At 48.5% G+C, this 13,894-nt stretch carries 14 protein-coding genes; 4 read left to right on the top strand and 10 right to left on the bottom strand.

Annotation, left to right across the window (positions count from 1 at the left end; all coding sequences use genetic code 11):
• Positions 1 to 92: 92 nt before the first annotated feature.
• Together HC229_RS03235 and HC229_RS03230 are read left to right on the top strand one after the other, a co-directional pair.
• Complete coding sequence (locus tag HC229_RS03235) at positions 93 to 857, top strand: MBL fold metallo-hydrolase (protein WP_191018989.1); 765 nt, start codon at positions 93 to 95, stop codon at positions 855 to 857.
• Position 858: 1 nt separating this feature from the next.
• A complete protein-coding gene (locus HC229_RS03230; protein ID WP_191018988.1) occupies positions 859 to 1,362 on the top strand; it encodes a hypothetical protein in 504 nt (167 codons plus the stop codon).
• Positions 1,363 to 1,368: 6 nt separating this feature from the next.
• Here HC229_RS03230 and HC229_RS03225 read toward each other — a convergent pair whose 3' ends face one another.
• The 4 genes from HC229_RS03225 to HC229_RS03210 are packed head-to-tail and all read right to left on the bottom strand — an operon-like array spanning position 1,369 to position 5,514.
• Positions 1,369 to 2,019: an alpha/beta hydrolase gene (locus HC229_RS03225; protein ID WP_191018987.1), complete on the bottom strand. Its 651-nt coding sequence runs from the start codon at positions 2,017 to 2,019 to the stop codon at positions 1,369 to 1,371.
• Positions 2,019 to 2,342 (bottom strand): DUF4870 domain-containing protein, encoded by a 324-nt coding sequence (locus tag HC229_RS03220; protein ID WP_191018986.1) that lies wholly within the window; start codon positions 2,340 to 2,342, stop codon positions 2,019 to 2,021. Before HC229_RS03220 ends, HC229_RS03225 begins: the two co-directional genes overlap by 1 nt.
• The gene (locus HC229_RS03215; protein ID WP_191018985.1) at positions 2,339 to 3,592 is read right to left on the bottom strand and encodes a dihydroorotase; all 1,254 of its coding nucleotides are present in this window, start codon (positions 3,590 to 3,592) and stop codon (positions 2,339 to 2,341) included. The genes HC229_RS03220 and HC229_RS03215 overlap by 4 nt, the downstream gene beginning before the upstream one ends.
• A complete protein-coding gene (locus HC229_RS03210) occupies positions 3,589 to 5,514 on the bottom strand; it encodes a vWA domain-containing protein (RefSeq protein ID WP_191018984.1) in 1,926 nt (641 codons plus the stop codon). The genes HC229_RS03215 and HC229_RS03210 overlap by 4 nt, the downstream gene beginning before the upstream one ends.
• A gap of 317 nt (positions 5,515 to 5,831) precedes the next feature.
• Between HC229_RS03210 and HC229_RS03205 the strand changes: the two genes are divergently transcribed.
• Positions 5,832 to 6,941 (top strand): lactonase family protein, encoded by a 1,110-nt coding sequence (locus HC229_RS03205; protein WP_191018983.1) that lies wholly within the window; start codon positions 5,832 to 5,834, stop codon positions 6,939 to 6,941.
• A complete protein-coding gene (locus HC229_RS03200) occupies positions 6,938 to 7,459 on the top strand; it encodes a DUF4269 domain-containing protein (RefSeq protein WP_191018982.1) in 522 nt (173 codons plus the stop codon). The genes HC229_RS03205 and HC229_RS03200 overlap by 4 nt, the downstream gene beginning before the upstream one ends.
• A gap of 57 nt (positions 7,460 to 7,516) precedes the next feature.
• Here HC229_RS03200 and HC229_RS03195 read toward each other — a convergent pair whose 3' ends face one another.
• From HC229_RS03195 to HC229_RS03170, 6 genes are all read right to left on the bottom strand, one after another.
• Positions 7,517 to 8,857, bottom strand: coding sequence for a DEAD/DEAH box helicase (locus tag HC229_RS03195; RefSeq protein ID WP_191018981.1), 1,341 nt, complete (start codon positions 8,855 to 8,857; stop codon positions 7,517 to 7,519).
• A 201-nt stretch (positions 8,858 to 9,058) separates the two neighbouring features.
• Positions 9,059 to 9,778 carry a heavy-metal-associated domain-containing protein gene (locus HC229_RS03190; RefSeq protein WP_191018980.1) on the bottom strand — a complete coding sequence of 240 codons (720 nt, stop codon included), beginning with the start codon at positions 9,776 to 9,778 and terminating at the stop codon, positions 9,059 to 9,061.
• A 76-nt stretch (positions 9,779 to 9,854) separates the two neighbouring features.
• Positions 9,855 to 10,412 (bottom strand): AraC family transcriptional regulator, encoded by a 558-nt coding sequence (locus tag HC229_RS03185; RefSeq protein ID WP_191018979.1) that lies wholly within the window; start codon positions 10,410 to 10,412, stop codon positions 9,855 to 9,857.
• A 185-nt stretch (positions 10,413 to 10,597) separates the two neighbouring features.
• Positions 10,598 to 11,383 carry a TIGR02757 family protein gene (locus HC229_RS03180; RefSeq protein WP_191019092.1) on the bottom strand — a complete coding sequence of 262 codons (786 nt, stop codon included), beginning with the start codon at positions 11,381 to 11,383 and terminating at the stop codon, positions 10,598 to 10,600.
• Between the two features lie 48 nt (positions 11,384 to 11,431).
• Positions 11,432 to 13,117, bottom strand: coding sequence for an LIC_10190 family membrane protein (locus HC229_RS03175; protein WP_191018978.1), 1,686 nt, complete (start codon positions 13,115 to 13,117; stop codon positions 11,432 to 11,434).
• Between the two features lies 1 nt (position 13,118).
• The gene (locus HC229_RS03170) at positions 13,119 to 13,781 is read right to left on the bottom strand and encodes an ABC transporter ATP-binding protein (protein WP_191018977.1); all 663 of its coding nucleotides are present in this window, start codon (positions 13,779 to 13,781) and stop codon (positions 13,119 to 13,121) included.
• Positions 13,782 to 13,894 lie beyond the last annotated feature (113 nt).

The raw sequence follows: 13,894 nt of genomic DNA, 5'->3' as shown, positions 1-13,894 counted from the left end.
TGTATAAAATTAACTGGTCCGTTTTGCTTAAAAACTAACGCAGAATTCATCCGGAAGCGTATATTTTTGCCAATCATATTTTACCAAATTACATGAAGGTCTGGTTTTTAGGAACAGGTACATCCCAGGGAATTCCGGTCATCGGCAGCGACCATCCGGTAAGTAAAAGCGCGGACAGCCGTGACAAGCGCTTACGTGTCTCGGTTTGGGTGCATTGGGAAGGTCATTCGTATGTGATCGATTGTGGCCCCGACTTCCGTCAACAGATGCTTACTTGCGGCGCCCAGCGTGTCGACGGCATCCTTTTTACGCACGAACACGCCGATCACACCGCCGGAATGGACGATATCCGGCCGTATAACTTCCGCCAAGGCGCCATTCCGATATTCGCTCACGAGCGCGTATTGCGCAATCTCGAAAAACGGTTCGACTATATTTTCGCGACCGAGAACCGCTATCCCGGCGCGCCATCGGTAGCGACAGTCGAGATTTTCAACAACAAGCCGTTCGCGATTGGCGACAAGATGGCGATTCCCATAGAGGTTTGGCACGCAAAATTGCAGGTTTTCGGATTCCGGATCGACGATTTTGCCTACCTCACGGACGTAAAAATCATTTTTGAAGCGGAAGTGGAAAAGCTCAAAGGTCTCAAGGTTTTGGTAGTCAACGCGTTGAGGGAAGAAGCGCACGAGAGTCATTTCAATTTGCAGGAAGCCCTCGATTTCATAAATTTGGTGCAGCCGGAACGCGCTTACCTGACGCACATCAGCCATACGATGGGATTCCATGCCGAAGTCGAAAAAAAGCTTCCGCCGAACGTGTTCCTGGCTTACGATAACCTAGAAATTTCCATCTGACATGAAAAAATCACTTTTTCTCTATTTGTTCATCCTTGCCGCCATCATGAACGTGTTCACATATGCGTATTTTACCAAGAAGATGGCGTCGGAAGAAAAAAAGTGGGAACCAAAGCTAAAGAAGGCCAACGACAGTACGCTGGTGCTTTACAATAAACTGGTGGACGAATCCTATTTTTCGCTGGCGTACAACGAGAACGCCCAGGAATACCTCGGCAGTTACGATTACCGAGAGTTGATCGCGGACGTTTCCAATACCATCATCGACATGAACCAGAACCCAAAAGGCAACAGTTTGGTTCCATATGACCAGATAGGGGATTCGAAATTCATCATCAACAAGGTCAAAGTGCTCAACCACCGCTGGGTTATCGCCGATTTCAGCGACGGAAAATATTGGGGCGAGGTGCTGATCAAATACTTCGTCGAGGCCGACAACAAGTTCACGTTCGAACGCATCGATTCCCAGTTGTACCAAAAACAAACGTCTTCCGAAGACGAGTAGTAAGACCTATTTCTTCAGCAGCCATTTCCTGAAATCGAAAAAATTCTGTGGAGCTACGCCGTGGCCGACAGGATATTCGCGGTATTCGGACGCGATTCCCAACTTGTCGAGGAACGGTTTGCTGCGACGGGCCCATTCCACGGGAACGACCTGGTCGACCGAACCGTGTGAACTGAAAAAACGCAAATTCGTGATGTCTTTTGTCTCAAAATCAGCCGCGATGATGTCCGGGTTCAGATAGCCGCTCAAAGCCGCAACCTGTTTGACTTTTTCCGGGTAGGAGAGGGCTACGGCATAACTCAGGATCGCGCCCTGGCTGAATCCTACGAGCGTGACGTCGTTTTTGTCGATCGGAAATTTAGCCGACAGTTCATCGATCAACCCGGAAATGATGTCGCGTGATTCGCGTGCTTCGTCGAGATCGGAGAATTTTTTCTCATCTGCAGTAAAGTCGATCGAATACCAGGCATACGACAAGCCGTAACCTAGCGAATATGGGGCCCGGGCGGAAATCACGTAATAATCGCCCGGCAATTCGGAGGCGAACGAGAACAAGTCTTCTTCATTGCTTCCGTAGCCGTGTAAAAGCAACAGCAGCGGGTTTTTATCGCGTTTGTTTTCCGGCTCGCGAACGAGGTAAAATAGGGAAGTGTCCATTAGAATTTGCTGAGGAATTTTTGAAAGAATCTGCCGAATATCGGCACGGGAATCGCTTCGCCCCGAACGGCGGTAATTAGGCCATACGTCCACAAAATAGAGACGAAAAGATACATCGGGGCCGTAATCATCCAACTGTCGAACGGGCTCACCAAAAGTCCGAGCGAAATAAAGAGCAACGACAAACCTATCGATTGCCGTATATGGAATGATGCGAACGGATTTTTGTCTTCGGCATTCATCGACAGTGCGATAAGCGCCCCGACCAATAAAATATAGCTCGTGATGGCGGCCGTCTTGCCTTTTTCTACGACTTCGTTCATGATAAGATCAATTGGCCGTTGTTGAATATGCCGTACACCTTGCCTTTGCGTTTTTCTCCGAGAAAAGCGGAATTTTTAGATTTTGACGCTATGTCCTGCTTGGTGAAGACCGATGTGCCTTCGGTTGTGAAAAACGTCAGGTTGGCTTTAGACGATTCGGAAACGCCCGAGGTTTCGAGCCCGAAAATCGGTTTGCCGGCTGTAAGTTTTTCGACGATGAGTTCGGCCGAAAATATGTTCAATAATGCGCCGAATGCCGTTTCCAAACCGATTGTACCGTTTTTGGCCAGGTCGAATTCCATTTTTTTGTGTTCGATGTCGATCGGATTGTGGTCGGATGTGATGACGTCGATCGTACCATCTTTCACGCCTTTGACGAGCGCTTTTCGGTCGGCTTCGGTGCGCAGCGGGGGCGACACTTTGACCCTGGTGTCGAATCCGTTTAGTTTGTCATCGGTTAGCGTTAGATGATGTACCGAAACACTACAAGTGACGTTCAAACCCTTGGCCTTGGCTTCCTTTATGAGTTGTACGGACTTTGCGGTGGAAATCGTGGGAATGTGCAGTTTTCCGCCCGTGTATTCAAGCAGGAACAGGTTGCGCGCCACCATCAATTCTTCGGCCAGGTTCGGAATGCCTTTCAAGCCGAGTTTGGTCGCGTTGATACCTTCATTGGCAATGCCGTTTCCCCTGAGGCTCGAATCTTCGGAAAACGCGATCAACAAACCGTCAAAATCCTGGACGTATTGCAAGGCAAGTTTGAGCACGTTGGCATTGTCGATATTTTTGGCATAATCCCCGAAAGCGATCGCTCCGGCGTTTTTCATATCGTAAAGTTCGGCGAGGTCTTTCCCTTCGGATTTCATCGTGAGCGCGCCGATCGGATACAGATCGACGGCATTCTCGTTCGCACGCGACTTCACGAAATTTACCTGCGATTGGTTGTCGATTACAGGATTGGAATTGGGTTGCAGCGCCACAGCCGTAAAACCGCTTTTGGCCGCTACCGAAAGTCCGTTGGAAATGGTTTCCCGATCTTCATATCCGGGTTCGCCAAACGAGACACTGGAGTCGAACCAACCTTGTGAAACGCAAAGGTTGTCCAATTCCAATTCTTGATACTTTCCGGTATTTTTAAGATTTTTGCCGATTTTGGAAATAAAGCCGTCTTCGATAAGAATATCGGCAATCTCATTGTGAAACTTGCTTCTTGCATCGACGATCTTGGCTTGTCGGACGATCAGGTTCATTTTACGAATTTTTGGATCAGTAGTTCAGTTGTCAGAAAAATAAGCGCAAGGATCACGAACCATTTCCAGATGTCGGTGTTGGTCCGGTCGGCTTGCAAGGTGTCGAAAACGGCCTCGACCGAATCGATGGTTTTGTAACCGGAAAGCAAATTGGCGTTCGACGTGAGATCGCCTTCCGTCCTGTCGTAGTTGAAGCCGACATTTCGGATCGCCTTATCCTTGTTGAAAACGGTGTAATTTCCGGCTTGATTCGGATAGTCGTTGAACGTCATTTTGACCTTATTGTTCAGTATTTGCTGGACGGGAATGAATTTTTCGCCTTTGCCGCTGACTTCGACGATCTCGTCTTTTCCGAGGTTCGCATCGATCACGAACGGTTGGCCGTTGCCTATGGTCACCGAGACGATTCCCGTCCTTTGGGCGTTCTGCGCCATGTTGTAAAACGTTGGAACGATGAGAGGCGAATTTTGGAAATTGGAGTTCGAGGCCGAAATCGGAGCCGAAAAAATATAGATCGAAGCTACCGAATTTCCAACCGATGTCAGGAACGGGCTTTGATCCTCAAAGCTCAGGATGGGAGCCGAAGCGCTTGAAACGGCAAACGATTTTGCTGCTTTCGGATACTGGAAATTGTCGATCTTTTTTTCGAAAACACCCGAGTACAACGGATGGGCGAATGCGATCTTGGTCACGAGTTTTTCGTTCGAAACCAGGTTGCCGAATTGAAAACCTCCAAAATTTGACGCGAACGCATTGAGATTGGAAACCGAACTTTCGTCAGACGGAATCACCACGACGTTACCGCCTTTTTCGGCAAACGCCTTTAATGTTGTCTGCAACGCCTGCGGAATGTCCTTGAGTTCGTTGAGGATGATGACGTCCTGTTTCTCAAGGATGTTATAGTCGAGGCTTTGGCTTGGAAAATTGGCAAAATTGAATTCGGCCGATGTGTAAATCTTGGAGAGAAAACCGCTTTTCGAAGCGTCGCCGACCGAAATTACGTTGGTTTTGCCGGGTTTGGAAAGGCTGAAATAAAGCTCGTTGTCATAGCTCAGGCCGTTGTCGGTTATCTGGGCGTAACCGTTGAAGTCCGATTTCGGGATCGTGAAATGCATCGTTTTTTGTTTCGCGTCCATCTTGGCCACGGTCTTGGCGATCAATTTTCCGTCGTCATACAACGCGATCGGTACTTCTTTTTCTTCGTCCCCGAACCGCGCGAGTTTGATGCCGATCTCGTAAAAATTGTCCATCGTCTGGTTCAGGTAGACGCTGTCGATCGCAACGTTGTTTTTTTGTTCGGATTTTGGCGTTATAAAGTACGTACTGGATTCCTTGTCGAGGCTCCTGAGGTCTTTTTGTTCGAGACCGGCGGCATCCGAAATCACGACGATGTCCTTGCTGAAAGCGGATTTTCGCGCGTTGACTTTCGCAAGTAAATTGTCGAGCTCGAAAGGCGTTGCGCTGTACTTGAGGTTTTGCAGTTCTTTTTGTATTGATTTGATGTCCGTATTCCAGAAACTCTCGGTGTTCGTGATCAGCGAGAAGTTGCGGGTCTCGGGCGTGTGTTCGAGCAAATCTTCGACAGCGCGCCGGAGCAATTCTCCTTTTTGCCCTTTGGCCTGCATCGAAAACGAATTGTCCAAAACAATGTACAGTTCATTCGACGCACTTTTGCTGTCTTTCGCTTTGAAAAAAGGCTGCGCAAACGCGATGATCACGCACGCCAAAAGCAATAGACGGGTCGCTAACAGCAACCATTTTTTGATGCGTGAACTTTTGCGGGTCTGTATCGAAAGTTCCTGAAGGAATTTGACGTTCGTGAAATATTCTTTTTTGAAACGCCTGAGCTGGAATAAATGGACGATAATTGGAATTACCAGTAAAAAAAGGAAGTAAAGGATTTCCGGGTGTCTGAACTGCATTCCGCTTTTTAGGTGGCTAAAATACGGATTTTTGACGGTCGATTTACATCGCATGCCTCACATTTGACAATTTTTTGCGTGCCGTGAAGCACATCGGAATTTTAGAAAGCGAAAGATTTCACAAGCGGAAAATGAGGCAGCGGCGCAGCGCAGCGGAGCCGCCGAACGCCTAGAAAAATCCGAAATCCCAAACCTGGTTGACCGAATAACAATCCGACGACAAATACGCGTCGAACGCCATCCTGATAACCCACGGCAACGGTAACTAAGCGGTTTTCGATCGAACTTCACTAACTTTGAAAAACAATACATCCAAAATGAAAAAAATCCTAGCCGTGCTGATCCTGACTTTTGCCGCCTCGGCCACCGCCCAAAAAAAATACAACCTGCTCGTGGGAACTTATACCAATTCTTGCGATTCGAAAGGCATCTACGTTTTCGATTTCAATCCCGAAACGGCCGACTCCAGACAGAAATCTTCTACCGGCAAACTCGTCAGCCCAAGTTACCTTTCGGTTTCGCCTGACAAAAAGTTCATTTACGCGGTCAATGAAGACGGAAAGAAAAGTTCGGTTTCAGCGTTGAATTACAATGCGAAATCGGGCGACATCCTTTACGTGAACAGCGTCGATTCAAAAGGAGCCGATCCCTGCCACATCATCAGTGACGACAATAACGTGTTGGTTTCCAACTACTCCGGAGGAACGATCGCCGTCTTTAAACGCAAAAGTAATGGCGGGCTGACCGAATCCGTGCAGGTAATCGCCCACGAAGGTCATTCAGCAAATGAAAAACGGCAGGAAGCGCCTCACGTCCACATGGCGCAATTTTCGCCCGACAAAAAGTTCGTGCTCACGAGCGATCTCGGCACCGACCGCATTTACGTTTACCGATACTATCCCGACGCGGACAAAAAGGTGCTGGAATTCCAGGACACGATTCCTATCAAAACGGGCAGCGGCCCGCGTCATTTCGCGTTCAGCCCGAATGGCAACCATGTTTATGTGCTCCAGGAACTCGACGGGACGATCACCGCATTCAATTACAGTGACGGTAAACTCAAGCGCATCCAGGAGGCAAGCGTTGTCCAGAAGGATTTTAAAGGGGAGAATGGAGCCGCCGCCATCAAGATTTCGTCGGACGGAAAATTTCTTTATGCCACTAACAGAGGCCAGGCCAACACGATTTCGGTATTTGAAATTGGAACAAACGGGCGGCTGACGCACCAATCGACGCTGCCGACGGGCGGAAACGGTCCGCGCGACTTCGCGTTGAGCCCGGATGAAAAATTCGTTTTGATCGCTCACCAAAATTCCAACAACATAACCATTTTCAAGCGCGATGCTTCGACGGGACTGCTTGAGAAAACCGGCAAAAAAATCGAGCTGTGCGCCCCGGTTTGCCTTGTTTTCGACGAAGTAAAATGATCGATTTTTCCGATATCGGATATCTCGCGACGGGAAACCAGCGCCAGAAAAGAGTTTACAAAGTGCTCGTCGACGGCGATATTATGAGGCGTTTGGCAAGTTTCGATCCGATACTTATCGGAACTTTCCCGATTGGAATCGACGTAGCCTCAAGCGATCTCGACATTGGCTGTTGTTTCGAAAGCCAGACGGGTTTTATCGCAAAGCTGGAATCCGAATTCTCGAACGAACAGGCGTTTATGTTGAGGAAGGCTAATCTTCACGGACTGGAAACGGTAGTCTGCAATTTTATTTTTTCCGGATATGAATTCGAGATTTTCGGGCAGCCGCTTCCCGTGCGTTCGCAAATGGGATATCGACACATGGTTATCGAATACAAAATCCTGGAAGAAAAGGGCGAGACATTCCGGAGCGAAATCATCCGTTTAAAATTGGCGGGAATGAAAACCGAGCCGGCGTTCGCGCAAGTATTGCAATTGGAAGGGGACCCGTATCTGGCGTTGCTGGAATTCGAATGACCTGAGAAAACAATCAGTTCAAAACGTCAACTAAACAGAATATACGTTTACGAGCGATTACTTTTTTTTCTTCTTCGCTGCCTGGGCACGCAACAACCCTCTGTTGACCGATCCCGTTTTTTTCTTGGTCTTTCCGGGTCCGCCGAGGTTGATTTTTTTGTTCTTAGCCGATTTTTCGTGATGGGAAGCACCTCCGTCAAGTTTCGGTTTCTTGAGCAGGAATTTTATTTTTTCCTTTTCTTTCTCCGGTCCGATGAGCAAGGTGGAGATTTCGACTTCAGATGGCAATTCGAGTTGGTCGATTTCGCGGTCCATCAGCATTTCAGCTTCGATTTTGATGTCTTCTTCCCTCGGGGCAACCATAGAAATGGCAATGCCGCTCGCGTCGGCACGTCCGGTACGTCCGATCCTGTGCATGTATTGCTCGGGAAGCTCGGGCATCTCGAAATTGATGACATGGGTAATGTTCCGGATGTCGAGACCGCGCGCCATGACGTCGGTGGTAATCAACCCGCGGAGTTTTCCTTCCTGGAAATCGGCCATCGTATGCAAGCGGTAGTTTTGTGACTTGTTCGAATGGATGATCCCGAATTGTCCCTCGAAATCCTCGTCGACCTTTTCGTGCAACATGTCGGCAATCTTCTTGTTATTGACGAAAACCAACACGCGCTCCATGCTTTCGTCGGTTTGAAGCAGCTGTTTGAGCAAGTTCACTTTGGTGTTGAAATTCGGGACGGAATACGACAATTGCTCGATTTTTTCGAGAGGCGTTCCCGAGGGAGCAAGCGTAATTTCCTCAGGAAAGTCGAAATAATCGTTGAGGACTTCGTCTACATCGTCCGTCATCGTAGCCGAAAAAAGGATATTTTGCCGCTTGGTCTTCATCATTGCCAGGATGGAGGTAATCTGGGGACGGAAACCGAGGTTGAGCATCTCGTCGAATTCATCGATGACGAGCTTTTGCGTCTCGTCGAACCTCAGGACGTTGTCCAATGCAAGGTCCATGACGCGTCCCGGCGTGCCGACGAGAACATCGATTCCTTGATAAACCGAGGTTTTTTGGGTATTGATGTTGACGCCTCCGTAAATTCCCAACGCGCGAACCGACATGTATTTGGTAAGCTTTTCAACTTCTTCCACAACCTGCACGACCAATTCGCGCGTAGGAACGAGAATGACGATTTTTGGCGTCTCGGTGGGCGTAAATTTGTAGAGTTTGAACAGCGGCAGCAAATAAGCGAACGTTTTTCCTGTCCCGGTTTGGGCAATTCCCATCATGTCGCGCCCGGACATGATGACGGGAAACGCTTTCTCCTGAATCGGCGTAGGTTGATCGAAACCGAGGTCGTCAATCGCTTTTTGCAAAGATTTCGGGAGGTTGAACTGTTCGAAGGCCATCTGATTTTTTTTGCAAAGATAGGGTTTATTGAGTGACGGCGCCACGTAACTGACGGTTCCGCATCCCGATAGGAAGTTTACGGCATTCCCCGGCCCCACCCGTGGTGAATTTAAGGACTTCCACTTTATGTCCAGTACATGAAATCTGCCGTTAATGTTAAAAGCCAATAACGCCTCGCGCGAGTGAGCCTGCCAGGATTTTTACAATAACGTCCAAAGCATCCAGCCACTCATCGCGATCATAAGGCCGTCCTCGATGATGGTCACGGTGCTCATCGGAAGGTTGAAAACCGCTCCCAGACAGGCGCACTGTATCGTTTTCTTATCCAGCACCGTCTTCAATACGCCTATAATGCTCAACGACATGACGACGAACGTAACGAGATTGGTTGCGATCGGACTGAAATCGACGAGATAGGCAATCCCTAAACCGAGCTCCACAAACGCGTAAAGGTATGCCCAGGCCGGAATTGCACGCGCAATCACGTCGTACATAACATAGCTTTGGGCAAAACCTTTCAGGTTGAGCATTTTGAAGAAAGAGAACGTCAGGAAGAATCCAGCCATGAAGTGACGCATGAACTGCATCCGATCGAAAGCGCTGTTTTCCAGTTGCGCCAACAAGCTAATGGCTGAGATATAGGCGAAAATAAACAAAATCGGGCGGTACGTTTCGAACCAGCTTCTTGGGGCTTCGGAAGCTTGATTGTTAGGATCTGCAGAAATCGTGTACTTTCCATCGGTTCCCAATGCTTGTTGCAGCTTGGAAATTTCGATGTGCGCGTTCATCGAAAGCGTTGCCTGTTCGTTTTCAAGGGAAACGTCTGCGGCCGTGATTCCATCCACTTGCAGCAAACGGCTTTTGACCTTGAATTCGCATCCCGAACAGGTCATTCCTGAAATATGATAGGTATGGGTCATGATATGTGGTTTGTCCTGCAAATTTCGGGATAATCAGCGCATCAGGCTTGCACAACTTTGGAAGAATCCGGCCCAATTACAGTCGGTTGAGCGGCGTTCGTGCAGATTGGGAAGCTTTAAACTCACTAGGCGTCACACCGGTCACTTTTTTGAATTGTCGCGTAAAATGGGATGGGTCGCTATAGCGAAGTTCCGACGCGATCTCGGCGAGGTTGAGTTCGTCGTATTGCAAAAGTTCTTTGGCGCGTTCGATTTTTTGCAGGATATGGAATCGCTCGATCGTGTTGCCCGTTTGTTGTGAAAACAGATTGCTTAGCGCGCTGTAATCCTGTTTCAGTTCCGAGGCGAGAAAATCCGAAAGTTTGACTTTCAGTGCCGTTTCCTGTTGATGCACGAGCGAAATGATCAAGGTTTTTATTTTTTCGGCCGTGCGAAGTTTTTTATCATCTATGATTTCGAAACCAAGTTTTTTGAGCGAAGTACCTATTTCGGATTTTTGAGCGTCCGACAATCTTCCGGAAAGCTCCACTTCGCCCAGACTCACGGCTAGAGGCGTCAATCCGTGTTGTTCGAGTGCATCGCGGACAACCATTTTACAACGGTCGCAGACCATATTTTTTATGTGGAGTTTCATTTTTTGATGGCTAGATTATCGGCTACTGAATGGCGAATCCATCGAATTATTGGCCTTGGATACGACCGATTTCCCGTTTGCGGCATTCCCCGGCCCCACCCGTGGTGAATTTACGCGTTTTTAAAATCGCACCACTACAGAAAATCTGCCATTAACGTTAAAACTATACAAGCAAAATCTCCTAATTAAGACTTACCCTCGCTTCCGTCATTTGCAAATCCTTCGAACACACCAAGCCCGAAAAGAGCGAAATCGTATTTGACCGGGTCGTTCGCATCAAATTGCCGCAATTTCGTGTCGAGTTCCAAAACCGCTTTCGCGTCGTTTTGCTTTCGGCTCAGGATTCCCAATTTTCGCGCGATGTTTCCGGAATGCACGTCGAGCGGGCACGAGAGCGAACCAGGCGAAATACCTTTCCAAATCCCGAGGTCGACGCCTTTGTTGTCCTGTCGAACGAGCCACCGCAGCATCATGTGAATACGTTTTGCGGCGCTTCCCTGCAACGGGTCGGAAATGTGTTTTTGGGTGCGCACTTGGTGGGGAATCTCGAAAAAACGCTTTTTGAATTCAACTATGCCGCTTTGCAGATCGTTTGCATGTGCGGTAAAAATAGCCTCCATGCCGCCGTGGTTCTGGTAAATGTGCCTGAGCCCGGCGAGAAAGGTTCTGAGATCGACGGAATTGAACGTCCGATGCACGAAACCGTCACACTTTTCCAGGTCGCGTTCGGAGTGCGACATTGCGAAATCGTATGGAGAATCGCCCATCAACGCCATCATTTTGCGGGAATTGGCAATTACCGATTTCCGGTTGCCCCAAGCGATGGTAGCGCAAAGGAATGCCGCGATCTCGATATCTTCCTTTAGCGAAAAAGCGTGCGGAATCTGTATCGGGTCGGATTCGATGAAGTTGGGATTGTTATAGAGGTCGGATTTTTCGTCCAGGAAGGATTTCAGCTCGTCAAACGTCATGGGTGTCATTTCTGATACAAAAATAGGCATTCGCTTCATCAATGCCAATTATCGGACAGTGTCGGACACAAAACCGTCGGCCAACTTTGTTCCCTTCAATTGCGGACGCACACCGAAACGCCGCTCAAAAAATCGGATTTGATCTTTATTTACGCACGGCAACGGACCGTCGGCGGTTTTCCAGAAAAAATCATCATTTACAGGCGAAAAATAGTCGAGGTTGCCATTTCGGATTTTTTGGAAATTACCGTCCGACCTCGAATTCGGATGTGGAAACAACATCCGTTTCCACTCGAATGCCGGCGTTTGGGACGTAAGATGGTTATCAGTAACGGCTCCAAGCCTCATCGGAACAAAAACGACGATAGCCGAAAGCATGCTGAAAACCGCCGACACTCCCACGATCGAACGACTTTTGAAAACGATGGACGTGACGCCAAAAATCCCGAAAAACAGAATGAAATTCACAAAGAAACGGTATTGGGGAGAGAGGAAAAGCAGCAGTGACAATTGGATCGTCATGGCGCAATAGGCGATCCACATTGGCCGTATGTTGAAAAAGCGTACGATCAGCATTGGGCTTATCAGGATGAGAGCCACTGCGACGACGTTAAAGAATCCGTGGAGTTTCGGCATCCGCAACCAATGCCAAAATATTTCGTAAAACGGCATCGCTTCGAATTGCGCCGCGGTCAAACCATAAGAGTAGGGACGGCTTTCGGTAAAAAAATAGGCAGCGATGTGCTTTGGAATTGCGAAATCAGGATGGAATCCGAAATCATAAGGCAACGGGAAAAGCGGCACGCCACTCGTGATCATATTGCGTATCACAAACAATCCGAGCACGCCGATCCCGACCGACACCATGCGTTTGGACAGTAAATGCCTGAATTGGGTCGCAAGCAAATAAATTGGAAAAATGGCGATGGCAACTGCAGTGATTTTGATGTAAAGAGCGAAAAGTACCAAGATAGCCAGTAAGTTGAAGTTGGACCGCGACGGGTTTTCGAAGTGGCAGAAAAAAATATCGATCACCATGAAGGTAAGCACGAAAATCGGAATGTCGGGCGATGGCGCTGCCGTGAATTGGAGAAAAAACACGTTGGCCATCGGAAAGACGCCCATGATCAGGGCAACCTTGGAACCGCTGACGAAATAATCGTGCAGCCGGAAGATCGCATAAACGTTGGCAAGCAGCAGGCAAAAACCACTGAGATCGTTAAAATTCGGATAAAGGAACGAAAAACTGAACGCGCTTTGGCCAATGTGCCAGCCGCTCATTTGGGACAGAAAAATATGCAGGTTGCCTAAACCTTTGAAAAGACCGAACTCGTTGAGCCATTTTACGGTCTGGATATAATAGGATTCGTTATCGGGAACAAACGGAGCCGATGCCGATTTAAAAAGAATCAGCAGGCAATTGACGAGCAAAAGTAACCTGAGGCTTTCAGGGAGTTTGCCGAGCCGGATGCGGAACAGTCGGTAAACGGCGACCACCGCATTGCGGAACACGAAAAAAAGAACGATGTTGGCTGCGAGCAAGGCGATGTGAAATTCCCAGTTTACGCGCCAGAAAATGGCCCAGGCGGAAGTAAACATCGTTATCCCGAAAAGACCGAGCATGCCCATTATCGCGACATCTGAAGTCCTCGTCTTAAAAAGTGAATTCACGCAAGCCCCGAAATTGACGGTCGTAAAGACCATGTAGACGAAGGTCAGGGCAATGAGCAACATCTCAGGAAATGATTAGACCGTCGCTCATGACGAGTTTTCGGTCTGCCATATCGGCAAGTTCCTCGTTGTGCGTCACGATCACGAAGGTTTGGCCCAATTCATTGCGAAGGTCGAAAAAAAGTTTGTGGAGATTATCCGCCGATTGGGTGTCGAGATTTCCGGAAGGCTCGTCCGCAAAAATTACCGACGGCTTGTTCACCATGGCGCGGGCCACGGCAACGCGTTGTTGTTCTCCTCCGGACAATTCGCTTGGCTTGTGCGAAATACGATGCGACAATCCGAGGTAATCGAGTAACTTTTTAGCGTCGTTCTCGACTTCGGTCCGGTTGCGTTTGGCGATGAAGCCAGGAATGCAGACATTCTCCAGCGCGTTGAACTCTGGCAATAGCTGATGGAACTGGAAGATAAAACCGAGGTGAAGATTCCGGAAACGCGAAAGCGAGGCATCGTTCATTGACAGGACGTCCTGTCCGTCGATCACGAGCGACGTTCCTTCCTGTCTGAACGGCTTGTCAAGCGTCCCTAAGATTTGCAACAATGTCGTCTTTCCCGCGCCCGAGGCTCCGACAACCGATATCACTTCTCCTTTTTCGATCGAAAGATCAACGCCCTTGAGAACGTGCAGCTGGTCGTAATATTTTTGGATGTTGCGGGCTTGTATCATCGGGATGGCTTTTGGCAAAGAAACGAACTAATTAGCGAATTAGCGAATTAGCGAATTAGATAATTAGCGGATGGTGCAATTAGCAAATTAGCGGATGACAGACGAGACGTGTC

It is taken from the genome of Flavobacterium selenitireducens (assembly GCF_014748335.1).
Taxonomy (GTDB): domain Bacteria; phylum Bacteroidota; class Bacteroidia; order Flavobacteriales; family Flavobacteriaceae; genus Flavobacterium; species Flavobacterium selenitireducens.
Note: the sequence above shows the minus strand (reverse complement) of the source record. Positions and strands in the feature narration are given on the sequence as shown.

Bases quoted from the DNA above. Each gene is read 5' to 3' on its own strand.
- HC229_RS03235 (WP_191018989.1), top strand. From the start codon at position 93: ATGAAGGTCTGGTTTTTAGGAACAGGTACATCCCAGGGAATTCCGGTC.
- HC229_RS03230 (WP_191018988.1), top strand. From the start codon at position 859: ATGAAAAAATCACTTTTTCTCTATTTGTTCATCCTTGCCGCCATCATG.
- HC229_RS03225 (WP_191018987.1), bottom strand. From the start codon at position 2,019: ATGGACACTTCCCTATTTTACCTCGTTCGCGAGCCGGAAAACAAACGC.
- HC229_RS03220 (WP_191018986.1), bottom strand. From the start codon at position 2,342: ATGAACGAAGTCGTAGAAAAAGGCAAGACGGCCGCCATCACGAGCTAT.
- HC229_RS03215 (WP_191018985.1), bottom strand. From the start codon at position 3,592: ATGAACCTGATCGTCCGACAAGCCAAGATCGTCGATGCAAGAAGCAAG.
- HC229_RS03210 (WP_191018984.1), bottom strand. From the start codon at position 5,514: ATGCAGTTCAGACACCCGGAAATCCTTTACTTCCTTTTTTTACTGGTA.
- HC229_RS03205 (WP_191018983.1), top strand. From the start codon at position 5,832: ATGAAAAAAATCCTAGCCGTGCTGATCCTGACTTTTGCCGCCTCGGCC.
- HC229_RS03200 (WP_191018982.1), top strand. From the start codon at position 6,938: ATGATCGATTTTTCCGATATCGGATATCTCGCGACGGGAAACCAGCGC.
- HC229_RS03195 (WP_191018981.1), bottom strand. From the start codon at position 8,857: ATGGCCTTCGAACAGTTCAACCTCCCGAAATCTTTGCAAAAAGCGATT.
- HC229_RS03190 (WP_191018980.1), bottom strand. From the start codon at position 9,778: ATGACCCATACCTATCATATTTCAGGAATGACCTGTTCGGGATGCGAA.
- HC229_RS03185 (WP_191018979.1), bottom strand. From the start codon at position 10,412: ATGAAACTCCACATAAAAAATATGGTCTGCGACCGTTGTAAAATGGTT.
- HC229_RS03180 (WP_191019092.1), bottom strand. From the start codon at position 11,383: ATGACGTTTGACGAGCTGAAATCCTTCCTGGACGAAAAATCCGACCTC.
- HC229_RS03175 (WP_191018978.1), bottom strand. From the start codon at position 13,117: ATGTTGCTCATTGCCCTGACCTTCGTCTACATGGTCTTTACGACCGTC.
- HC229_RS03170 (WP_191018977.1), bottom strand. From the start codon at position 13,781: ATGATACAAGCCCGCAACATCCAAAAATATTACGACCAGCTGCACGTT.